Origin of the sequence: Noviluteimonas caseinilytica, from assembly GCF_018406605.1 — a bacterium.
Lineage (GTDB): Bacteria > Pseudomonadota > Gammaproteobacteria > Xanthomonadales > Xanthomonadaceae > Noviluteimonas > Noviluteimonas caseinilytica.
The window spans coordinates 3091551-3113238 of record NZ_AP024545.1 but is presented as its reverse complement, the minus strand read 5'-3'; the positions used below and the strand labels follow the sequence as shown (position 1 = coordinate 3113238).

Here is a 21688-nt window from a genome sequence, read left to right as displayed (position 1 = left end):
GCCCGTCGCTTCCTCCAAGATAAGAATTCGCCAAATGCGCAGTGGATGCGTCGCATTTCTGGATTCGGCCCTGTACGAGCCGCGACGTCGCGGCAGAACATGCACCGCTCCGAGTGTTACGTAAAACGGTGCACGCACCCATGAAAAGTTGCCGCGCGAGATGAAGCCCATCGATCGCGCCCTGGGCATCCTCGTCACGATCCTCTGGGGCAGCAACTTTTCCGTCATCGGCGTGGGCTTGCAGTCCCTCGACCCATTCCTGCTCGCGGCGTTGCGATTCACGTTCACCGCGTTGCCGCTGGTGCTCTTCGTTCGTCGGCCCGCCAACATTGGATTGCCGGTGTTGGCGGCCTACGGCCTGCTGTTCGGCGTCGGCCTGTGGTGGGTGGTCAACGTTGCGATGGCGCAGGGCATGTCGCCGGGGCTGTCGTCCCTCGTCCTGCAATTCAGTGCCTTCTTCACGATCGTGCTGAGTGCATGGGTCTTCCGCGAGCGGCTGGGACGCTGGCAATGGGCAGGGATGGTGGTCGCGACGACGGGGCTGAGCGCGATGATCGCCAGCACGGAGGCGTCCGGGACCCGCGTCGGGATTGCACTCGTGCTGTTCGCCGCGGTGTGCTGGAGCCTGTGCAACCTGCTGGTGAAACGCCATCGGCCCGCCGACATGCTGGCGTTTGTTGCGTGGTCGAGCGTGTTCTCCGCACCCGCCCTGCTGGTACTTGCCTGGTGGTCGCAGGGTTCCGCGCCATTCGTCGCGCTCGGCGATCGCCTGGACGGCCGCGCGATCTTCTCGGTGCTGTTCCAGGCGTGGGTCACGACGTTGTTCGGCTACTGGGTCTGGAACACGCTGATGAAGCGCTATCCGGCGGCCACGGTGGCGCCGTTGTCGTTGCTCGTGCCCGTCTCGGGGCTGGTGACGTCGTGGTGGGTGTTCGACGAGCATCTTTCGCCTGCAACGTGGTGCGCCGTCGGCGTGGTGTTGGTCGGCATCGCGCTGTTCCTGCTGGCGGGACGCCTCCGGCAGCCTGCATGATCGGGCGGGCGGGAAGGGTTATCCTCGCCCGCATGACCGGACCCCGCCTCGCATTCCTCGCCAGTCCCGCCGACGAAGCGCAGCGATCGCTCGATGCGCTCGTCGCGCTGCATGGGCAGCACGCACCGGAAGACGCCGACGTGCTCGTGCCGCTCGGCGGAGACGGATTCATGCTGCAGACGCTGCATCGCCACGGCGGGCTCGGCAAGCCCGTGTTCGGCATGAAGCTGGGCACGCTCGGGTTCCTGATGAACCACCATCGCGAGGACGCCTCGTCCGGCGATGCGTTGCTTGCGCGCATCGCCGCGGCCGAACCTGCCGTGCTGCGCCCGCTGGAAATGCTGGCGCAGACCGAATCCGGCACCAGCGTCGGCTCGCTGGCGTACAACGAAGTCTCGCTGCTGCGCCAGACGCGCCAGGCGGCGCACCTGGCCATCGTGCTCAACGGCAAGCCGCGCCTGGACGAACTGGTGTGCGACGGCGTGCTGGTCGCCACCGCGGCGGGCAGCACCGCCTACAACTATTCCGCGCACGGCCCGATCCTGCCGCTGGGCTCGGGCGTGATCGCGCTGACGCCGATCGCACCGTTCCGCCCGCGGCGCTGGCGCGGTGCACTGCTGAAGGCCGACACCGAAGTGCGCTTCCGCGTGCTCGATCCGTACAAGCGCCCCGTCAGCGTCACCGCCGATTCGCACGAAGTGCGCGACGTCGTCGAAGTGAGCATCCGCGAATCCAGCGAACGCACGGTCACGCTGCTGTTCGACCCGGAGCACAACCTGGAAGAACGGATCCTCAGCGAACAGTTCGTGGTGTGACATGGGGGACGTCGTCCATCCGCCGCTGACCGTCGCGATCACCTCGCGCGCGCTGTTCAACCTCGAGCACAGCCACGACCTGTACGAGCGCGAAGGCGTGGACGCCTACCAGGCGCACCAGCGCGAGAACGAAGACGCACCGCTCGCGCCCGGCATCGCCTTCCCGCTGGTGCGCAAGCTGCTGGCGCTCAACGCAGGCACCCCGGAAGACACGCCGCGCGTCGAGGTGATCCTGCTCTCGCGCAATTCGTCCGATACCGGCCTGCGCATCTTCAATTCGATCCACCACCACAAGCTCGCGATCTCGCGCGCGACCTTCACTTCCGGCGCGCCGACGTGGCCGTACATCCGCCCGTTCGGCGCGCACCTGTTCCTGTCGGCCAATCCCGAATCCGTGCGCCGCGCGCTCGAACACGGCGTGGCCGCCGCGACGATCCTGCCCGCGCACGCACCGGCGCAGCAGCACGACCAGTTGCGCATCGCCTTCGACGGCGACGCGGTGATCTTCGGCGACGAAGGCGAGCGCCTGTCGCAGGAACAAGGCCTGGCGGCCTTCCACGACCACGAAACCGCGAACGCGCGCGAGCCCCTGTCGGGCGGCCCGTTCCGCGGGTTCCTGGATGCGCTGCATCGCTTGCAGGCCGCGTTCCCCGTCGGCGAGGACGCGCCGATCCGCACCGCGCTGGTCACCGCGCGCAGCGCCCCGGCGCACGAACGCGTGATCCGCACGCTGCGCGAGTGGGACGTGCGGCTGGACGAAGCGCTGTTCCTCGGCGGGCGGCCGAAGGGTCCGTTCCTCGAGACCTTCGGCGCCGACATCTTCTTCGACGACTCCTCGCACAACATCGACTCGGCGCGGAAGCACATCGTGGCGGCGGGGCACGTGCCGCACGGCGTGTCGAACGAATCCTGACCGCGCCGCCGGCCTGACCGGTCCAGCCGCCGCCCGTCATCGCGCGGGGCCCCTTGCCATCCCTGCGCAACCCGGTGATACGCTCCGCCCGGGGAACCTGCATCGACGCCACGGGGGAGCGGCATGCGGCGATTGGGAGGACTCGTGCTCGCGGCCGCATGGCTCGCGCTGGCACCGCTCGCGCGGGCCGGCACGTTGTCCGTGGCGGTCACCGACCAGGCCGGCCGACCGGTCGCCGATGCGGTCGTGACCGTGATCGGCCCCGCCGCGCCGGCCGTCCGCACGGCACCCGCCACCCGCACCATCGACCAGAAGTCGCTGACCTTCATGCCCTTCGTCGAAGTGCTGCGGCCGGGCGACAGCGTCGTCTTCCACAACAGCGACGCCACGCAGCACCACGTGTATTCGTTCTCGCCGGTGAAGGCCTTCGAGTTCGTCGTCGTGCCGGGCGCGCGGTCGACGCCGCTGGTGTTCGACAAGACGGGCATCGTCGCGGTGGGCTGCAACATCCACGACGGGATGATCAGTTACCTCTACGTCACCGATGCGCCGTTCGCGGCGCGCACCGATGCGCGCGGGCGCGTGGCGTTCGACGCGCTGCCCGCCGGCACCTACGACGTGCGCGTGTGGCAGCCGCGGCTGCCGCCGGGCCGGCCCGACCTGCGCCAGAAAGCGGTCACGATCGCCGGCGGCGAAGCGCAGTCGCTCGCGTTCCCGCTCACGCTGCGGCCCGATCCGCGCCGCCAGTTCGACCGCGAACACACGCACTACTGACCCATGGGCTTCCGCTTCCGCCTCGCGTCCTTCTTCGTCATCACCCTGGTGGTGGTGCAGGGACTCACGGCGGTGCTGGTGTATCGCGTCACGCGCAGCGAGCTGATCGGCGAAGGGCAGCGGCAGCTCGATGTCGCGGCGGGGGCGTTCGCACGACAGCTCGATGACCTGTCGGGGCGCGTTGCGTCGAGCGTGCAGGTGCTCGCGCTGGACTTCGCGCTGCGTTCGGCGATCGCGCAACGCGACAACGCCACCGTGCTCTCCGCCCTGCGCAACCACGGACGGCGCGTCGGCGCGACGCGCATGCTGCTGCTCGATGTCGACGGGCGCGTGGAAGACGACACCGCCGGGAAGATCGCGGCCGGCGCGCGTTTCCCGTTCACCGATCTCGTCGCGCGCGCGCCGGAGCAGCCCGCGTCCGCCATCGCCGCGTGGGACGGGCGCGCGTACTGGGTGGTCGTGGTGCCGGTGTCGGCGCCGGACCTGATCGGGTTCATCGCGGCGGCGATCCCGGTCGATGATTCGTTGCTCACGCGGTTGCAGCGGCAATCGGCGTTGCCGAAACGCATCGAACTCGCCTCGCCCGCGCCGGGCGGCGGGTGGCGCGTGCTGGCGCGCGGCGCCGCCGATGGCGATGCGAACGCGGGGCAGGGCGTGTTCCTGTCGCCGGTCTTGGGCGGGCAACGCGCGACGTTGCCGACGCGCCCGGAAGTCGTCGACGTCGACGGCCGCGAATACGTGGCGCAGGCCGTGTGGTTGTCGCATTCGAAACAGAGCGCGCCCGTCGCGGCGGTGCTGGGCTATTCCGTCGACGCGGCGCTGCAGCCGTATCGTTCGGTCGGTGCGGCGTGGGCAGGGTTGCTCGGGTTCGGGTTGCTGGTCGGATTGTTTGGCGCGTGGCTGATCGCGCGCGGCGTGTCGCGCCCGGTGGAAGCGCTCGCCGATGCCGCGCGCCGCGTGGCCGCCGGCGACGACACCTTGCCGCCGATGCAGGAACGCCGCGACGAAATCGGCCAGCTCGCCGGTGCGTTCGCCCACATGGTGCACGCGGTGCGCGAACGCGAAGCGCACATCCGCCACCAGGCCGGGCACGACCTGGTCACCGGCTTGCCGAACCGCGTGGCCGCCGAAGCCGCCATCCAGCGCACGCTCGATGCCGGCGCCGGTGCGCGTTCGGCGCTGCTGATGATCGGCCTCGCACGCCTGCCGGAGATCATCAACACGATGGGGCACGTCGTCAGCGACCGCCTGATGCGCGATGCGGCCGCACGGTTGTTGCCGAACGCGGGCGAGGGCCTCGTCGCGCGCGCGACCGACAGCGAGTTCTCGGTGTTCCTGCCCGCGGCCACGCGCGGCGAAGCGGCGCGCATCGCGCTGCGGTTCGTCGAAGTGTTGTCCGAGCCCTATCGCGAAGCGGAATTCACGCTCGACCTCGCGCCCGCGGTCGGCATCGCGCTGTCGCCGATGCATGGCGCCGAAGCGATCACCTTGCTGCGGCGCGCGGAAGTCGCGTTGCTCGCGGCGCTGGGCAGCGAAGAGCCCGTCGCGGTCTACGATCCGGCGACCGACCCGCATCGCCCTGCACGCCTGTCGCTGATGGGCGACCTGCGCCATGCGCTCGAAAAACAGGGCGACGACACGGGCCTGGCACTCGTGTACCAACCGAAACTGCACCTGCCGAGCGGCCGCATCGACGGCGCCGAAGGCCTGTTGCGCTGGCGCCATCCGGTCGCAGGCCCGCTGGCGCCCGAAGCGTTCATCGCGCTCGCCGAGGAAACCGGCAACATCCGCCGCCTCACGCGCTGGGTTCTGGCGGCGGGCATCGAACAGGCGGGACGCTGGCAATCGCAGGGCCGCGACCTGCGCCTGGCGCTGAACGTGTCCGCGCGCGATCTCGACGACGTCGACCTGCCGCGCCGCGTCGCCGGGCTGTTGTCGGCGCATGGCGTGTCGCCGCAGCGCATCGTGCTGGAGATCACCGAGAGCGCGATCATGGGCAAGCCCGACACCGCGATCGCGGTGCTGCGCCGCCTCGCCGACCAGGGCATCGAATTGGCGATCGACGACTTCGGCGTCGGCCAGTCGTCGTTCGCGTACCTGCGCAAGCTGCCGGTGCGCGAACTGAAGATCGACCGCACCTTCATCGCGCACCTGGGCCAGTCGCCGGAAGACCGCGCGATCGTGCGTTCGATCATCGACCTCGGCCATCACCTCGGGTATCGCGTGACAGCCGAGGGCGTGGAGGATCCGCGCGCGCTCGATGCGCTGCGCGACCTCGGCTGCGATCACGCGCAGGGCTACTTCGTCGCGCGGCCGCTGGCGGAGGATGCATTCGATGCGTTCGTCGCGAAGCAACGTGCGGCATTGACGGACGTGGAGGCCTGATGCGGCGGCGCGCCCTGCTGGCGGTGTGCATCGCAGCCGCGATGCCGGCCGCGCGTGCGCAGACCTTCGAAGTGCGCGGCTTCCTCGAAGCGCGCGCGAACGCACCGGCCGACGAACGCAGCTGGCGCGACGGCGGCCTCGGCAAGACGCGCTTCGGCGACGGCAACGATGCGTTCGGCGGCAACGGCGCGCTCGCGGTGAACTGGCAGGCGACGCCCGCATGGCTTGTGTCCGCCTCGGCGCAGGTCGTGCCCGACATGCGCCACGAGGCCGATGTGCTCGATGCCTGGGTGCGCTATCGCCCGGTATCTACGACGCCGTGGCGGTGGTCGTTCACCGCCGGCATGTTCTTCCCGCCGGTTTCGCTGGAGAACGACGGCGTCGGCTGGACGAGTCCGTGGACGATCACGCCGTCGGCGGTGAACAGCTGGGTGGGCGAGGAGTTGCGCGTGTTCGGCGGCGAACTGCGCGTCGAACGCCGCGACGACCAGGGCACGTGGGACCTGCGCGCGGCGGTGTTCGGCCGCAACGATCCCGCCGGCGAACTGCTGGCCTCGCGCGGGTGGGCGATGGGCGATCTCACGTCCGGTTTCGATGCCAGCGTGCGCCAGCCCGACGTGTACGCAGGCATGGTGTATGCACCGACGCCGATGTGGTTCAAGCCGTTCGCGGAGATCGATGATCGCGTGGGCGGTTACATCGTCCTCGGCCGCGAATCCGGAGACGACCGCGCGCGCGTGCTGTATTACGACAACCGCACCGATCCGAGCCAGGAGATCGACTACGCCGGCCGCGATCTGTACGGCTGGCACACGCGCTTCTGGAGCGCGGGCGTGCAACGCCGGGTGGGCGATTGGACGCTGCTCGGCCAGGCGATGACCGGGACGACGCGCATTGCGCCTGCCCCCGACATGGTGCTCGACAGCGATTTCAATGCAGGCTACGTGCTGGCCGCGCGCGAGTACGGCGCGTGGACGCCGGTGCTGCGCGTGGACCTGTTCCAGCTGGCGCAATCGGCGAACGGCGCGCCGGGATTCCTGGGCGAACATGGCAATGCCGTCACGGCCGCCCTCAACTGGCGCCCGAGCGAACGCGTGCGCGTGATCGGCGAAGCGCTGCGCATCGACAGCACGCGCGACCAGCGGACACTGGAAGGCCTCGCGCCGCGGCAGGTGGACGTGCAGGTGCAGGTGGCCGTGCGGGTGTACTTCTAGTCGTCGATCGGCAACCGGATATCCGCCAACCGCCACCGCAAGCCCGTCCGCTTCAGCACGAACACGATCGGCTTGCCCTGGTCGTCATGGATCGTCGCGGTGAAGCGCGAGGTCGATTCGTAACGCATCTTTGCGTCGTGCAGCGGATCCTGCGGCTGCGCCGTCGGCAACGGTTCGCCCTTCGCGTCCAGCGGTGGGCGCGACACGCTGTCCTGCGTGTTCTTCCACAGGCGGCGGCCCTGCATCACCGCGGCGAGGCCGGCGGGATTCACCATGCCGTCCACCGCGCCATTGACGACGCCGTTCACCAGGCCGAGCGTGATCGCGCCGAGCACGTTCGATTGCATCTCCGCGCCGGACTTGCGCACGACGGCGTCGATCAATTGCGCCTTCAGGCTCGCGCGCACCGCGGGGAAGTCGACCTGTTCGGCGAGTTCGCCGGCGTCCTGCGCCTGCACCGCCTGGCGGATCGCGCGGATCGTGATGTACGGGCCGGCGGCCACGTACGCGCCGAGCAGCAGCACGAGGGCGAGGACGAGGGCGATCCACTTCTTCATGCTCAAAACTCCAGGTCGAGCGCGGCGCACAGGTAATCGACGAACGGGCCCAGTGCAGCGAGGTCCGCGGACAAGGTCTGCCGCAAGCGCGGGCCGAGCATGGTCGCATCGTCGAGCGGGCGCAACGCAACGAAGTTGCGGCGGCGCAGGTCGTCGCGGTACGGGAAGTCTTCCGGATAGCCCTTCGGCATCCGCACCAGCATGTCGTCGTCGTCGAGGCTGAAGCGCTTCTCGAACGCGGGCGCATGCGCGGCCTGCTGCCAGCCGCCCGGGTTGTCGACGATGAACTGCCGCACCTGTCGCTGGATGGGCGTGGGCGAATGCCACAGCCCCGCGCCGACGAAGCAGTTGCCCGGCTGCAGGTGCATGTAGAACAACGGCGCTTCCACCTGGCGCCCGCGCGCATGCGTGAGCCGCGCGCCCTGCCAGGTCTTGTACGGCGTCTTGTCGTTGGCGAACCGCGTGTCGCGCTGGATGCGGTACAGCGAACCACCGACGGGGCGCGGGTCCACGCGGTACTGCAGGCTCACTTCGGCCAGCGCCGGTTCGAGGTCCTGCAGCAGCTTCTGGAACGGCGCGCGCACGTGAGTGTCGTACTGCGCCTTGTGCGCGAGGAACCACGGGCGCTCGTTGTTGCGCGCCAGGCCGCGCAGGAACTTGAACGTCGCTTCGGTGAAATACGTGCTCATGCCAGGGCGTGCCCGCGTTCGCGGCCCCAGGCGTCCAGGGCGTCGAGCAGCGCCAGGCGCTCGGGGGCTTCGGTGTTCAGGGTGCGCAACGCGGCGATCTCCGCGAAGAAGGTGTCGAAGGTGTACTCGGAGCGTCCCGTGTCGCGCGTCAAGCGGTCGCGACGATAGTCGTCCCAGCGCGTGCGTTCACCGGCATCGAGCGAGCCGGGCCAGTTGCGCGCGCGGTAGCGGAACAGCAGTTCGGCCATGCGCGGATCGCGGAACGCGAAGTCATGCGTGCCCAGCGAGGCCGGCGACAGCGAGCGCACGGTGGGGAACTTTCGCTTGTCGCCTTCGTCGAGGAAGCCGTCGTAGAGCGAGCCGTCGACGTCGGAGGGCGCGCGCGACCGCGACGCGGCGTACACCTGCCGCACTTTCTCCGCGAGCGCGGGGCCGGCGTCGCGCAGGCGCTGCGCGTTCGCCTCGCTGCGTGCGCGGTCGATGGCCAGGCGCGCGAAGTCGTTCGGACGCAGGTGCTCCCACGACACCAGCACGGGGCACTTGTTGGCGTGCACTTCCTTCAGCGCGACGCGCGTTGCGCCTTCGGGCAAATCGGCGGCGGGCGTGTAGAGGTGGTCGGCGATCGCTTCGGGATCCAGTGTCAGCAGCGCCTCGGGATCCTGGTCCAGGTCGAACACGATCACGCGGCTGTCGATCTGCGGATGGCGCGCGATCGGCAGCACGGGCGCGCTGCACAGGCGACTGGCCGGAAAACGCTGCGACACGTGCAGCACCGGTTGCATGCGCACGGGATCGAGCAACTGCGCGACGTAACGCTTGTCGCGCAGGCGCAGCGCGTAATCCCACAGGCGCGGTTGCGCCGCGCGGAACCGGCGCGCCAGCCCGACGAGCGCGACGACGTCCGACAAGGCTTCATGCGCATCGCCTTCGCGCACGCCGTTGGCGGTGGCGAGGTGTTCGAGGCGGAACGACACGAAGCCATCGTCGCGCAACGGCCATTCGAGGCCCTCGGGCCGCAGCGCATGCGCCAGGCGCATCACGTCGAGCAAATCCCAGCGGCTGTTGCCGTTGCGCCACTCGCGTTCGTAGGGATCGTAGAAGTTGCGGAACAGGCCGGCGCGCACGAACTCATCGTCGAAGCGCAGCGAGTTGTAGCCGAGCGTGCAGGTTTCCGGCCGTGCCATCTCCTCGAAGATGCGCGCGAACGCGGCCGCTTCGTTCACGCCTTCGCGCAACGCATGCTGCGGCGTGATGCCGGTGATCAGCGTGGCGACGGGCGAGGGCAGCAGGTCGTCGGCCGGCTGCACGTAGAAGCTGATGGGTTCGTCGATCGCGTTGAGTTCGGCGTCGGTGCGCAGCGCGGCGAACTGCGCGATCCGCGTGGTGCGCGGATCGGCGCCGAAGGTTTCCAGGTCGTAGAACAGGAAGCTGGCGGCCATGCGGCGGCGCGGGCTCAGGTTTCGGCCGGGAGCGGCGGCAGGCGGCGGAGGACTTCCGCATCCAGCCACGCGCGGTCCACGTCGGCGAGGGACGCGCGGCCTTGCGTCGCTTCGACCAGGAGCGCGCGTTGCACGCGGCCACGTTCCAACGCGGTGGCGTAGGGCAGGCGGCGGAAGGTGACCATCGCGTAGCGCGGGACGAAGCGGTCGGGGTGGCGGTCGGCGAGTTCGCGTTCGAGGTCGCGTTGCAGCAGGAAGTCCGCGTCGTCGACGCGTTCGCGCATCTCCAGGTAGTTCTCCAGCGCCATCGCCTGGATGGCGCGGGCGTTGGGGAGGCGTTCGGCTTCGAAGTCGGCGAAAGCCTGCGTGCGGTCCTCGGTGCGATCGAGGTGATCGGCGAGCGCGACGCAATCCTCGAACGCGCAGTTCATGCCCTGGCCGTGGAAGGGCACCATCGCGTGCGCGGCATCGCCGAGCAGCACGGCGCGATCGTCCAGGCACCAGCGGTCGAGGTACAGCGTGGCGAGGATGCCGATGGGGTTGCGGTCGAAGTCGCGTTCGAGGTTCGGGATGAGCGGGACCGCGTCTGCGAAGTCGCGTTCGAAGAACGCGCGGGCGTCGCTGCCAGTGCGAATGGTTTCGAACGAGGGGTCGCCTGCGCTCGGCAGGAACAGCGTGACGGTGAACGTGCGCTCGTCGTTCGGCAGCGCGATGCACATGTAGCGGCCGCGCGGCCAGATGTGCAACGCGTTCGGTTCGATGCGGAAGCCGCCGTCGGGCGCGGGCGGGATCTCGAGTTCCTTGTAGCCGTGGCCGAGGCCTTCGAAGCGTTCGCCGAGCGATGCGTGCGCGGACATCGCGGTGCGCAGGGCAGAGCCCGCGCCGTCGGCGCCGATGAGCGCGGTGAAGGCGTGGTCGTGCGACGCGCCGTTGGTGTCGTCGACGAACACCGCGTGGCGTGCATCGAAGTCCACGCTCTCGAGCCGGCGATCGAAATGCAGGCGGGCGCCCGCGCGTTCGGCGGCATCGAGCAGCGTGATGTTGAGCTCGCCGCGGCTGACGGACCAGATCACCTCGGAGTCGTCGCGGCCGTAGCGCAGCAACTGCTGGTGTCCGTCGGCCGCGTGCACCATGCGGCCGCGCATCATCACGGCCTTGTCGAGCACCGCACCATCGGCGCCGGCGGCGCGCAAGGCATGCAGCCCGCGTTCGGCAAGCGCGAGGTTGATCGACCGCCCGCCCGCGTAACCATGGACGCGCGGATCGCCGCGCCGCTCGAACACATCCACCGACCACCCGCGCTGCGCGAGCAGGGTGGCGAGCAGGCCGCCGGCCAGGCCGGCGCCGACGATGGTGAGGTGGCGCTGAGTCATGCGGCGCCCCGCCACGCGGCGACTTCGGTCGCGAAGCGCAGGATGTCCGCGCGGTTGTTGTACAACGGCGCCGGCGAGATGCGGATGACATCCGGCTCGCGCCAGTCGCCGATCACGCCGCGCGTGGCGAGGAAGTCGAACAGGTCGCGGCCCGCGGCGCGGCCCGTCAACCCGCGACCCTGCAACACGCGCAACGACAACTGTGCGCCGCGACGTTCGGGTTCGCCCGGCGTCACGATCTGCAGCGTGTCGGCCAGGCGCGCGCGGATCAGCGCTTCGAGATACGCGGTGAGCTCCAGCGAACGCGCACGCAACGCCGGCATCCCGGCCCGCGAGAACACCTCGAGCGACGCACGCAACGGCGCCAGCCCGAGGATCGGCGGATTGCTCAACTGCCAGCCTTCGGCCCCTGGCGTGGCCACGAACTTGCCGTCCATCTTGAAGCGCGACGCCTGGTCATGCCCCCACCAGCCCGCGAAACGCGGACGCGCGGTATGCGCATGCCGCGCATGCACGAAGCATCCTGCGACGGCGCCCGGCCCGGAATTCATGTACTTGTAGTGGCACCACACCGCGAAGTCCGCGTCGCTGTCGTGGAGGTGCACCGGCACGTTGCCGACCGCATGCGCGAGGTCGAAGCCGACGATCGCACCGGCCGCATGGCCGAGCCGCGCGATTTCCTTCAGGTCGAACGCCTGCCCGGTGCGGTACTGCACGCCGGGCCACACGATCGCGGCCAGGCGGTGGCCGTGTTCGGCGATCGCGGCGGCGATGGCATCCATCGAGATCGTGCCGTCGGCTTCGTCCGGCCGCAGTTCGATCAGGTCGGTTTCCGGATCGAAGCCGTGGAAGCGCACCTGCGATTCCAGCGCATGGCGATCGGACGGGAACGCGCCGGCTTCCATCAGGATCGCCGGCCGCTCGTGCGTGGGGCGATAGAAGCTGACGAGCATCAGGTGCAGGTTGGTCGTCAGCGAATTCATCGCGACGACTTCCGACGGTTCGGCACCGACCACGTTCGCGAGCGCATCGCGCACCAGCGCGTGGTACGGCATCCACGGCGCGGGTTCGAGGAAATGGCCTTCCACCGCTTCGTGCGCCCACTTGCCGAGGACTTCCTCGACCATGGCGCGCGCACCCTTCGGCTGCAGGCCGAGCGAGTTGCCGCAGAAGTAGGCCTGGGGCGCGCCGTCGTGCAACGGCAGGTGGAATTCGTCGCGGAAGCCGCGCAGCGGATCGGCGGCGTCGAGCGCAGCGATGCGCGCGGGGTCGAACAGGGAATCGGTCATCGAATCACTCAAGCAAAGCGTGAAGCAGGCAAGCCGAGCCATTCCAGCGCAGTGCCGTGGTAGAGGCGCGCCTGGTCCGTTGCGGAAAGGTCGAGCGCGGCGATGCCGGCGCCCGGTTCCTGCTCGCCGAGCGGGAAGGGATAGTCGGTGCCCAGCATCACGCGCGACGCGCCGCAGGTGTCGATCAGGTATTCCAGCGCGCGCGGATCGGCGACCCACGAATCGAAGTACAGGCGCGAGAGGTATTCGCGCGGGTTGCGGAAGTTGTCGGTGGCCACCAGGTCCGGCCGCATGTTGAAGCCGTGCTCGATGCGGCCGATGGTGTACGGGAAGCTGCCGCCGCCGTGCGCGAGGCAGATCTTCAGGTTGGGCAGGCGCTCCAGCACGCCGCCGAACACCAGGCAGCACGCGGCGCGCGATTGCTCGGCGGGCATGCCGACGAGCCACGGCAGCCAGTACTTCGGCATCGAGTCGGTGCCCATCATGTCCCACGGATGCACGAGCACCGCCGCGCCGAGTTCGCTCGCCGCTTCGAAGAACTCGAACAGTTCCGGCGCGTCGAGGTTCCAGTCGTTGACGTGCGAGCCGATCTGCACGCCCTGCAGGTCCAGTTCGTCCATGCAGCGTTCGAGTTCGCGCACCGCCAGCGACGGCGACTGCAGCGGCACCGTGCCGATGCCGGCGTAGTGGCGCGGGAAGTCGCGGCACGCCTGCGCGGTGTGGTCGTTGAGCGACTGGTGCAGTTCGAGCGCGTGGTGCGGCTTGGCCCAGTAACTGAACATCACCGGCACCGTGCTGATCACCTGCACCTGCACGCCGAAGCGCGCGTAGTCGTCCAGGCGGATCTGCGGGTCCCAGGTCTTCGGCCAGATCTCGCGGAAGAACTTGCCGTCCTTGTAGATGCGATGGCGGCCGTCGTCGCCGTGGTGGATCACGGGGAAGCGCAGGTCGCCGTACTTGGCCGCGAGGTCGGGCCAGTCGCGCGGCAGGAAATGGGCGTGGGTATCGATCTTGAGCATGGTGCATACGATACCCGAGGCGGCCTTGGCGACGCCCCGGTCGCGCTGCTAGCATTGCAGGCATCGACAGCATTGCCAGCGGAGGCCCGCATGAGCACGATCACCGTCCGCAACCTGCCCGACGATCTCAAGGCGCGCCTGCGCATGGAAGCCGCCGCGCACGGCCATTCGATGGAAGAAGAAGTGCGCGCGATCCTGCGGCGCGCGCTCACCGGGACGCCCTCGGCGAAAACCCCGCTCGGCCAGCGCATCCACGCACGATTCGCGGAACTGGGTGGCGCGAATCTCGAACCGCCGGCACGGCGCGAGCGCACGCGCGCTGCCAAGCTGCGGCCATGATCGTGCTCGACACCAACGTCGTCTCCGAGCTCATGCGCGCCAAACCCGAACCGCGCGTGCTGCGCTGGGTGGATGCGCAGCCTGCGGAGACGGTGGTGGTCACCGCGATTACCGTTGCGGAAGTGCTGTGCGGCATCGCGCGATTGCCGAAGGGCGCACGGCGCACGGGCCTGGAAGTCGCCGCGGCGCAGACCTTCGACGAAGACCTGATGGTGCTCCCGTTCGACGATGCCGCCGCGGTGGACTACGCCGCCATCGCCGCGTTGCAGGAATCGCGCGGCCGCAAGCTCGCGATCGCCGACGCGATGATCGCCGCCACGTGCCTGGCCGCCGGCGCCACGCTCGCCACGCGCAACGTCCGCGACTTCGCGGGGCTGGGGCTGGAGGTGGTGGATCCCTGGCGTTGAGCGGCGAGGCGATCAGTCCGGTGCGTGGCGATGGATGCCGTAGGGACTGCGGAGCCAGTAGTGGCATTGCTGGCAGTAGTCGACGCCCTCGGGCGGGCCCCGTTGCAGCACGCCGATCGGCGGGCGATTGCAGTGCGGACACAGCAGGGTCAACCGGTCCACGATCCGCGCGACCAGGAGCGGGATGAAGAGGGTCGCGAAAACCCGGCCCCACGTCCCGCTCTGCAACAAGACCGCCGCCATCGCCGACAGCGCCATGGCCAGCATCAACCCATGCTGGAATCGGCCGATCCCGCGTGCGCGCTGCGCAACGCGCGCGGCCCATGCCGCGATGACCGCGGGATCGTGCGTGGCGCGGTCGAGCTTCATGCCGGTCGCACCAGCAGGAGGCCACCGAAGGCGAGCAGGAAGAACGCCCACGGCGCCAGGTGCACCCATGGGTTCATGCGCCGGGTGCGATGCAGGTGGCGTGCGGCGATCGCGAACAACACCGCCAGGCCTGCGAACAGGCCCGCGGCATACAGGTAGCCGCTCCGGCTGGGGTCAGGATCGTCGGGCGGAGGCACGCGGGCGAAGGCGAAGCCCTTCGCCGCCAGCACCGCGCAAGGGATGCACAACGTCGCTTCCGCGACGGCAAGGCATTTCAGCAGCATGCGCACGATGGGATCCCCGGCGGCCCGGCCGTCGTGGGCGTTTATAGCAAAGCCAGCGTCCGGTCCGCCCGCAATCCGCCGTTGCCTGCGGCATGGACTTGCACGCCGCCGTCGACATCGCCCAGCTGGCCGGCACGGTCACGCTCATCGGCGGCGCCGTGTTCGGCCTGGTGCAGTTCTTTGAATACAAGAAGCAGCGCGCCGACGCGGTGGCGGCCGAGGTCATGCATACCTTCATCGGCGCGGAACTGGCGCGCGCGCTGACGATCCTGCGCGGCCTGCCCGATGCGGTGTCGGCCGAACGCTTGCGCGACGAAGGCTTCGAGGCCGAATACGCCGCCGTGCTGGTGTGCACCACGTTCGAAACGCTCGGCGTGCTGGTGTACAAGCGCATCGCGCCGTTCCCGCTGGTGGTGGAACTGGCGGGCGGGATCATCGTGGTGATGTGGCGCAAGCTCGGGCCGTGGCTGCAGCAGATCCGCGCGGAGCAGTCGCAACCTTCGTGGGCCGAGTGGTTCGAATGGCTCGCGCAGCAATGTGCGAAGCACAAGGACGAAGACGCGCCGGCCTACATCAAGCATGCGGGCTGGTCGCCCTGGAAGCGCTGAAACCGGACCGGCGTCCCGGTGGGCGGGTTGCGCGCCCGCCCCGGGCATGGCCCAATCGCCGCACGATTCCGGGGGAGTTTCGATGATGACGACGCGTACGACGAGGCCGCTCGCCGGCTATGGCTGGCTGGTGGATGGCATGCGCTTGCTGGACCGCAAACCCGCGACCCTGTTCGGGGCCATCGGGTTCTTCCTGGCGCTGTCCCTGCTGCCCACGGCGATCACGTTGCCGTTGCAATTGCAGTTCCAGCAGTCCATCCCGGTGATGATGGGCGTGATGGTGTTTTCCCTGCTGGCAGGCCTGGCGCTCGCCCCGATGCAGGGCGGCATGCTCCAGGTGCTGGATGCGATCGCCAACGATCGCCCGGTGCGGGCGCGCGATGTGTTCACGCCGTACCGGCATGCGGACCAGTTCTGGCCGCTGGTGGGGTTTGCCGTCGCGATCCTGGTGGTCTTCATCGCGCTGGTCCTCGTCGTGGCGCTGGTGCTGGGCGCCAGCGGGTGGTTCGCTGCGTGGCAGCAGATGGTGGCGCAACAGGCGCATCCGGGCGGCCACGCCGCGCTGCCGCCGCACTTCGGTGCGTTCATCGCGCTCTTCGTGCTGTTCTCGCCGATGTTCGTGGCGCTGACCGCGATCGGCTACGCGCAGGTCGCGATCGCCGGCCGCGGCGTGCTTGGCGCGTTGGCCGACGGCTTCGCCGGCGGCCTGAAGAACCTGCACGTGCTGTGGATCCTGATGATCGGCGTGCTGGTGGTGGGGATCGTGCTCGCGCTGATCATCGGCGTCGTGGCCGCGCTGCTCGGCATGGCCTTGAAGGCGCTCGGCACCGTCGCCTTGGTCGTGGTGCTTGGCGCGTTCTATCTCGCGGCGATGGTGGTGATGTACGCGGTGTGGTTCGCCTTCGCCTACCGGATGTGGCGCGACGTCTGCGCGGTGGACGACAGCGGCAACATGCCGCAACCGCTCGCGGCCTGAGGCCCGGCGTGGTGCCGGATCAGGTATCCGGCATCACGTACTTCGACGGGGCGGGGTTCACGTGCCCGCACTGCTTGCACGTGCGGTGTTCGAGCGAGGAATAGAAGCGGTCGAACACCGGCGGGAAGTCCTGCTCGATGTCGTGCAGCTTGAAGAATTCCTCGAACAGCTTGCCGTTGCACTGCTCGCAGAACCACATCAGCCCGTCGAGTTCGTGCGGCAGGCGGCGGCGTTCGATCACCAGGCCCACCGAGTCGGGCATGCGCTGCGGCGAATGCGGCACGCGCGGCGGCAGCAGGAACGTCTGGCCCGCGCGGATCGGGATGTCGCGCACGCGGCCGACGCCGTCATCACCATGCTCCTGGATGCGCAGCACCATCTCGCCTTCGAGCTGGTAGAACCACTCGGCGCCTTCGTCCCAGTGGTAATCGGTGCGCTGGTTCGGGCCGCCGACCACCATCACGATGAAATCGCCGGCGAAGACCACCTTGTTGCCGACCGGCGGCTTCAGCAGGTGCCGGTGTTCTTCGATCCAGGCCTGCAGGTCGATGGGATCGGGCAGCATGCTCACGCGCCTCCGCGCGGCAGGGCGGCCACGCACTTGAGTTCGATCGCGATCGGTGTCGGCAACGCGGTGATGCCGAGCGTGGTGCGGCACGGCGCCGTCGCAGGATCGGGGAAATGTTCGGCCCACACCGCATTGTAGGCCTTGAAGTCGCGCGCCATGTCGGTGAGGTAGACGGTGACGTCGACCAGGTCTTCCCAACGCGCGCCACTGGCTTCCAGCACCGCGCGCACGTTGGCGAACACCGCGCGCGCCTGCGCATCGATGTCGTACTTGCGCACGCGGCCGTCGGCGAAATAATCGTTGCCCGGGATCGCGTTGGTGGCCGCGTCGCGCGGGCCGATGCCGGAGAGGAACAGCAACTCGCCGACGCGCCGCGCGTGCGGATACGCGCCGACGGGGGCGGGGGCGGCGCTGGTCCGGATGGTATTGGACATGTCCACGTCGCTCATTCGCGGGCCTTCGACTTGCGGATGCGCGCCAGCGCGCTGTCGTACGCCGGTTGCAGTTCGTCCGAGGCGGACACGCCGAGTTCGAGGTCGTTGACGCGCCCGTCCAGCAGCGAATAGCACCAGCCATGCACGCTCAGCGTCTGCCCGCGCGCCCAGGCATCCTGCACGATCGTGGTCTGGCAGACGTTGGCGACCTGCTCGATGACGTTGAGTTCGCACAGGCGCGCGTGGCGCATCGACTCGGTGTCCACTTCGTCGAGCAGCGCCGCGTGCTTGTTCGCCACGTCGCCTACGTGCCGCAGCCAGTTGTCCGCCAGGCCCACGCGCTTGCCCGTCATGCTCGCGTGCACGCCGCTGCAGCCGTAGTGGCCGGTGACCAGGATGTGCTCGACCTTCAGCAGGTCCACCGCGAACTGGATGACCGACAGGCAATTGAGGTCCGCGTGCACCACCACGTTGGCGATGTTGCGGTGGACGAACACCTCGCCCGGATCCAGCCGCATGATCTGGTTGGCGGGCACGCGCGAATCCGAACAGCCGATCCACAGGTACTTCGGCGATTGCTGGCTCGACAGACGCTTGAAGAAGCCCGGGTCGTCGCGGCGGACCTGTTCGGCCCATTCGCGGTTGTTCTTCAGCAGGTCTTCGAGGCGACGGGTCATCGCACGGGCTCCGGAAGGGCAGGGCTTCGCAATGCGATGCCGATGTTGCGGGGTTCGGTGAAGAAACGCATGGCTTCCATGCCGCCTTCGCGGCCGAGACCGGACTGGCCGGTGCCGCCGAACGGCGTGCGCAGGTCGCGCATCAGCCAGGTGTTGATCCACACCATGCCGCAGTGCAGCTGCGCGGCGATGTGGTGGGCGCGATCGAGGTCGCGCGTCCACACGGACGCGGACAGGCCGTAGTCGCCGGCGTTGGCGCGTTGCAAGGCGTCGGCGTCGTCTTCGAACGCCTGCAGCGTTGCGACGGGGCCGAAGATTTCTTCGCGATTGGTGGCGCAATCGGGGCCGAGGCCATCGATCACCGTGGGCGCGACGAACCAGCCCGGGCGATCGATCACGCCGCCACCGCAACGCACCTGGCCGCCTTCGTCCTTCGCGCGCGCGATGGCGGCCACGACCTTGTCGAAATGCGCCTGCGAGACGAGCGGGCCGAGTTCGGTGCCGGGCTCGCCGGGATTGCCGACCTTCAGGGCGCGCGCGCGCTCGACGAACGCATCGCGGAATTCCGCGTAGATGGAGCGCTGCACCAACAGGCGCGAACCGCAGAGGCAGATCTGTCCGCTGTTCTGGAACGCCGAGCGCACGATCGTGTCCAGGTTGCGTTCCCAGTCGCTGTCGGCGAAGACGAGCGTGGGATTCTTGCCGCCCAGCTCCAGCGACACTTTCTTCAGCAGCGGCGCGGCCATCGTCGCGATGCGCTTGCCGACCAGCGTGCTGCCGGTGAACGACACCGCTTTGGTGCGCGCGTCCAGCACCATCGGTTCGCCGACGTCCGGGCCGAGGCCATGCACGACGTTGAGCACGCCGGCGGGGAACCCGATCTCCGCGGCGAGTGCGGCGAGCATCGTCGCCGTGTGCGGCGTGATCTCGGAAGGCTTGGCCACCACCGTGTTGCCGGCCGCGAGCGCGGGCGCGATCTTCCAGGTGAACAGGTACAACGGCAGATTCCACGGCGAGATCGTGGCGACCACGCCCAGCGGCATGCGCAAGGTGTAGTTGAGCCCGGCCTGGCCGTGGTGCGATTCGCTGGAGAACTGCGTGGCGGCGTGCGCGAAGAACCGCAGGTTGCTGATCGCGCGCGGGATCTCCACCTCGCGCGCCAGCTTGATGGGCTTGCCGCCATCGCGCGATTCGGCCTGCGCGAAATCCTCCAGCCGCGCTTCCAGCGCATCGGCCAGGCGTTCCATCCAGCGCGCGCGTTCGGCGTTGGGCAGTTGCGACCACATCGGGAAGGCGCGCGCCGCGGCGCTGATCGCGGCGTCGACGTCGCGCGCATCGCCCGCGGCGACCTGCGCGTACGGCTGCGCGGTGGCGGGGTCGAACACGTCCAGCCACCGGCCGTTCGCCGCCGGTCGTGCCTGGCCATCGATCCAGTGCGTGAGTTGCATGCGCGGCAGCTTACAGCGACTTCGTGCGGCCGCCGTCGACCGGCACGTTGATGCCGTTGACGTAGCCCGCCGCGGGCGAACACAGGAAGGCGATCACCGCGGCGAGTTCACTCGCGTCGGCGAAGCGCCCGGCCGGCACCGTCGCGAGCATGCCGTCGGCGATTGCGGACTCGGGCTTGCCGGTGGCTTGCGCGCGGTCGTGCAGGATCTGGTCGAGGCGCTGCGTGCGCGTGTAGCCCGGCAGCACGTTGTTGACGGTGATGCCGAAGCCGCCGAGCTCGGTGGCGAGCGTCTTCGCCCAGCTGGCGACCGCGCCGCGGATGGTGTTGGACACGCCGAGGTTGGCGATGGGTTCCTTCACCGAGGTCGAGATCACGTTGACGATGCGGCCGAAGCCCGCGGCCTGCATGCCGGGCAGCACGGCCTGCACGAGCGCCTGGTTGGCGAGCAGGTGCTGGCGGAACGCGCGTTCGAAGCTCGCCGCGTCCGCCGCATTCGCGGGGCCGCCGGGCGGGCCGCCGGTGTTGTTGACCAGGATGTGCACGCGCTTGCCGTTCGCGAGCGCCTGCGCTTGCGCGTGGAGCCGATCGGTGTCGAGCACGTCGGCGCTGAGGTAGCCGTGCGCCTGCGATCCCGTGCTCGGCAATTCGGCGACCACCGCTTCCAGCGCGTCGGCGCGGCGCGCGAGCACGGTGACGTCGGCGCCGAGCAATGCGAGTTCGTGCGCGGTCGCGCGGCCGATGCCCTCGGAGGCGCCGCAGACGAGGGCGTGCTTGCCGGAAAGGTTCAGGTCCAAATCAGTCTCCTGCGACCGGATCGGTCGTACGGTCGAGCGTGGCGCGCATCAGGCGCGCGACGGCGCGGCTGGCGTCGGAGGTTTGGGCACCCAGTTGCGCGATGACGGCTTCGCGGTTCGCATCGGGGTGGTTCTGGCTGAGCTTGGCTTTCAGTTCGACGCGATCGCACAACATGCGGAAGCCGGTGATGCCGCGCAGGAGCGCACGATGCGAATCGCGTTCGTGTTCGAATTCCCAGGCTTGGCCCACGCTCGCTTCGTGCTTCGCGGTCAGGTCGGACACGATCGCGGCGAGCGAGGCTTCGTCGTCGAGGCGCTCGAGCGTGCCGTGCAGGTGCGCGACGACGTAATTCCACGTCGGCACGCGCGAGGCTTCCTCCTTGTCGGGATACCAGGACGGCGACACGTACGCGTGCGGGCCGTGCACGATCGCGAGCGCGGGGCCGGTATGCGTGGACTGCGGGTTCGGTTTCGCCCAGTGGCCGCGCAGTTCGATGCGCGCGCCATCGCGGCGGTACAGGACGGGCAGGTGGCTCACCGTCGGCACGCCGTCAACGACGGTGACCAGGGTGATGAAGGCGTCCTGCGCGATCAGCGCATCGAGTGCGGCGGGGTCGTGGTCGGCGAAGGCGCGGGGGAGGTACATCGCATTCGTTCCGGGGGCGTGCGCGTCAGTGGCGCGGTGCGAGTTGCTGGACCATCAGCGGGCGCAGGGCCTCGTCCGTCTCCGCGCGGGGCGGGGCGACGGTGTCGAGGTCGATGCCGCGGTCGATCGCATCGTCGCTGTCCAGGCCGTCCCATTCGACGAACTCGGCATCCATCAACGCCGCGCGTGCGGTGTCTTCGCTGTCGTACACCAGCGTGTTGCCGTCGCTGTCGAACACTTCCGCCGTGCCGGCCTCGCGCACGCGCAGGCGCGCCCAGACCACCGTGCGACCGAGCGTCGCCAGCCACCACTGTGCGTGGAGCATCTCTTCAGACATACACCACCGACCAGGCCCACAGCAGCGCCGCGGCGATGAGGCCCGCGAAGATGATGATCAGCGACACGCGCGCCGGCGTGGCCAGCCCGCTGAGGTTGCGGTCGCGCGCCTCGCGATAGCCGCCGCGCAGCAGCCACGCGAGCGCGGCCGGCTTGAGGAACGCACCGGTGCCGAGCTGCGCCGCGATCGGCGGATGCTTGTCGCGCACGTGCACCAGCGCCAGCGGCCAGAAGATCACGAACGCGGTGGCGCCCGCGATGGCGATGGCGACGAAGAGCAGGGCGAAGAAGAGGATCAAC

At 69.3% G+C, this 21688-nt stretch carries 26 protein-coding genes; 10 read left to right on the top strand and 16 right to left on the bottom strand.

Annotated features, from left to right (window positions below; all coding sequences use genetic code 11):
• Positions 1–160 precede the first annotated feature (160 nt).
• The 6 genes from LYSCAS_RS15230 (at position 161) to LYSCAS_RS15205 (ending at position 7134) form a co-directional block, all read left to right on the top strand.
• Positions 161–1033, top strand: a complete 873-nt coding sequence (locus LYSCAS_RS15230; RefSeq protein ID WP_213434894.1) for an EamA family transporter — start codon at positions 161–163, stop codon at positions 1031–1033.
• Positions 1034–1065: 32 nt separating this feature from the next.
• The gene (locus LYSCAS_RS15225) at positions 1066–1848 is read left to right on the top strand and encodes an NAD kinase (protein WP_213434893.1); all 783 of its coding nucleotides are present in this window, start codon (positions 1066–1068) and stop codon (positions 1846–1848) included.
• Between the two features lies 1 nt (position 1849).
• Positions 1850–2761, top strand: a complete 912-nt coding sequence (locus LYSCAS_RS15220) for a 5'-nucleotidase (protein ID WP_213434892.1) — start codon at positions 1850–1852, stop codon at positions 2759–2761.
• Positions 2762–2884: 123 nt separating this feature from the next.
• Positions 2885–3535, top strand: coding sequence for a carboxypeptidase regulatory-like domain-containing protein (locus tag LYSCAS_RS15215; RefSeq protein WP_213434891.1), 651 nt, complete (start codon positions 2885–2887; stop codon positions 3533–3535).
• A gap of 3 nt (positions 3536–3538) precedes the next feature.
• Positions 3539–5920, top strand: a complete 2382-nt coding sequence (locus LYSCAS_RS15210; RefSeq protein WP_213434890.1) for a putative bifunctional diguanylate cyclase/phosphodiesterase — start codon at positions 3539–3541, stop codon at positions 5918–5920.
• Positions 5920–7134 (top strand): hypothetical protein, encoded by a 1215-nt coding sequence (locus tag LYSCAS_RS15205; protein ID WP_213434889.1) that lies wholly within the window; start codon positions 5920–5922, stop codon positions 7132–7134. The genes LYSCAS_RS15210 and LYSCAS_RS15205 overlap by 1 nt, the downstream gene beginning before the upstream one ends.
• Here LYSCAS_RS15205 and LYSCAS_RS15200 read toward each other — a convergent pair.
• Genes LYSCAS_RS15200 through LYSCAS_RS15175 form a run of 6 tightly spaced genes read right to left on the bottom strand, consistent with a single transcriptional unit; the run spans position 7131 to position 13500 of the window.
• Positions 7131–7691, bottom strand: coding sequence for a DUF2939 domain-containing protein (locus tag LYSCAS_RS15200; protein ID WP_213434888.1), 561 nt, complete (start codon positions 7689–7691; stop codon positions 7131–7133). The genes LYSCAS_RS15205 and LYSCAS_RS15200 overlap by 4 nt on opposite strands.
• Positions 7692–7693: 2 nt before the next feature.
• The gene (locus tag LYSCAS_RS15195; protein ID WP_213434887.1) at positions 7694–8380 is read right to left on the bottom strand and encodes a DUF2461 domain-containing protein; all 687 of its coding nucleotides are present in this window, start codon (positions 8378–8380) and stop codon (positions 7694–7696) included.
• A complete protein-coding gene (gene sbcB / locus LYSCAS_RS15190; protein ID WP_213434886.1) occupies positions 8377–9819 on the bottom strand; it encodes an exodeoxyribonuclease I in 1443 nt (480 codons plus the stop codon). The genes LYSCAS_RS15195 and sbcB overlap by 4 nt, the downstream gene beginning before the upstream one ends.
• Before the next feature lie 14 nt (positions 9820–9833).
• Positions 9834–11192 (bottom strand): FAD-dependent oxidoreductase, encoded by a 1359-nt coding sequence (locus tag LYSCAS_RS15185; RefSeq protein WP_213434885.1) that lies wholly within the window; start codon positions 11190–11192, stop codon positions 9834–9836.
• Positions 11189–12481, bottom strand: coding sequence for a kynureninase (gene kynU / locus LYSCAS_RS15180; protein ID WP_213434884.1), 1293 nt, complete (start codon positions 12479–12481; stop codon positions 11189–11191). Before kynU ends, LYSCAS_RS15185 begins: the two co-directional genes overlap by 4 nt.
• A gap of 8 nt (positions 12482–12489) precedes the next feature.
• Positions 12490–13500 (bottom strand): amidohydrolase family protein, encoded by a 1011-nt coding sequence (locus LYSCAS_RS15175; protein WP_213434883.1) that lies wholly within the window; start codon positions 13498–13500, stop codon positions 12490–12492.
• 90 nt (positions 13501–13590) lie between these two features.
• Between LYSCAS_RS15175 and LYSCAS_RS15170 the strand changes: the two genes are divergently transcribed.
• Together LYSCAS_RS15170 and LYSCAS_RS15165 are read left to right on the top strand one after the other, a co-directional pair.
• Positions 13591–13839: a FitA-like ribbon-helix-helix domain-containing protein gene (locus LYSCAS_RS15170; RefSeq protein ID WP_244858574.1), complete on the top strand. Its 249-nt coding sequence runs from the start codon at positions 13591–13593 to the stop codon at positions 13837–13839.
• Complete coding sequence (locus LYSCAS_RS15165) at positions 13836–14246, top strand: type II toxin-antitoxin system VapC family toxin (RefSeq protein ID WP_213434882.1); 411 nt, start codon at positions 13836–13838, stop codon at positions 14244–14246. Before LYSCAS_RS15170 ends, LYSCAS_RS15165 begins: the two co-directional genes overlap by 4 nt.
• 12 nt (positions 14247–14258) lie before the next feature.
• Here LYSCAS_RS15165 and LYSCAS_RS15160 read toward each other — a convergent pair whose 3' ends face one another.
• Both LYSCAS_RS15160 and LYSCAS_RS15155 read right to left on the bottom strand, forming a co-directional pair.
• Positions 14259–14615: a hypothetical protein gene (locus LYSCAS_RS15160; protein ID WP_213434881.1), complete on the bottom strand. Its 357-nt coding sequence runs from the start codon at positions 14613–14615 to the stop codon at positions 14259–14261.
• On the bottom strand, positions 14612–14905 hold the full coding sequence (locus tag LYSCAS_RS15155; RefSeq protein WP_213434880.1) for a hypothetical protein: 294 nt from the start codon (positions 14903–14905) through the stop codon (positions 14612–14614). The genes LYSCAS_RS15160 and LYSCAS_RS15155 overlap by 4 nt, the downstream gene beginning before the upstream one ends.
• An 86-nt stretch (positions 14906–14991) precedes the next feature.
• On the opposite strand from LYSCAS_RS15155, the gene LYSCAS_RS15150 reads away from it, so the two are divergent.
• Positions 14992–15507, top strand: a complete 516-nt coding sequence (locus LYSCAS_RS15150; RefSeq protein ID WP_213434879.1) for a DUF4760 domain-containing protein — start codon at positions 14992–14994, stop codon at positions 15505–15507.
• Positions 15508–15589: 82 nt separating this feature from the next.
• A complete protein-coding gene (locus tag LYSCAS_RS15145) occupies positions 15590–16483 on the top strand; it encodes a hypothetical protein (protein ID WP_213434878.1) in 894 nt (297 codons plus the stop codon).
• 19 nt (positions 16484–16502) lie between these two features.
• Here LYSCAS_RS15145 and LYSCAS_RS15140 read toward each other — a convergent pair whose 3' ends face one another.
• Genes LYSCAS_RS15140 through LYSCAS_RS15105 form a run of 8 tightly spaced genes read right to left on the bottom strand, consistent with a single transcriptional unit; the run spans position 16503 to position 21687 of the window.
• Positions 16503–17048 (bottom strand): 3-hydroxyanthranilate 3,4-dioxygenase, encoded by a 546-nt coding sequence (locus LYSCAS_RS15140; protein ID WP_213437863.1) that lies wholly within the window; start codon positions 17046–17048, stop codon positions 16503–16505.
• A gap of 2 nt (positions 17049–17050) precedes the next feature.
• Positions 17051–17485: a RidA family protein gene (locus tag LYSCAS_RS15135; protein ID WP_213434877.1), complete on the bottom strand. Its 435-nt coding sequence runs from the start codon at positions 17483–17485 to the stop codon at positions 17051–17053.
• 11 nt (positions 17486–17496) lie between these two features.
• Positions 17497–18162, bottom strand: a complete 666-nt coding sequence (gene can, locus LYSCAS_RS15130; protein WP_213434876.1) for a carbonate dehydratase — start codon at positions 18160–18162, stop codon at positions 17497–17499.
• A complete protein-coding gene (locus tag LYSCAS_RS15125) occupies positions 18159–19610 on the bottom strand; it encodes an aldehyde dehydrogenase (protein WP_213434875.1) in 1452 nt (483 codons plus the stop codon). The genes can and LYSCAS_RS15125 overlap by 4 nt, the downstream gene beginning before the upstream one ends.
• Positions 19611–19620: 10 nt before the next feature.
• Positions 19621–20406 carry an SDR family oxidoreductase gene (locus LYSCAS_RS15120; RefSeq protein ID WP_213434874.1) on the bottom strand — a complete coding sequence of 262 codons (786 nt, stop codon included), beginning with the start codon at positions 20404–20406 and terminating at the stop codon, positions 19621–19623.
• A gap of 1 nt (position 20407) precedes the next feature.
• Positions 20408–21052 carry an FMN-binding negative transcriptional regulator gene (locus tag LYSCAS_RS15115; RefSeq protein ID WP_213434873.1) on the bottom strand — a complete coding sequence of 215 codons (645 nt, stop codon included), beginning with the start codon at positions 21050–21052 and terminating at the stop codon, positions 20408–20410.
• Between the two features lie 25 nt (positions 21053–21077).
• On the bottom strand, positions 21078–21377 hold the full coding sequence (locus tag LYSCAS_RS15110) for a hypothetical protein (RefSeq protein WP_244858573.1): 300 nt from the start codon (positions 21375–21377) through the stop codon (positions 21078–21080).
• Positions 21378–21381: 4 nt separating this feature from the next.
• Positions 21382–21687 carry a hypothetical protein gene (locus tag LYSCAS_RS15105; RefSeq protein ID WP_213434871.1) on the bottom strand — a complete coding sequence of 102 codons (306 nt, stop codon included), beginning with the start codon at positions 21685–21687 and terminating at the stop codon, positions 21382–21384.
• Position 21688 lies beyond the last annotated feature (1 nt).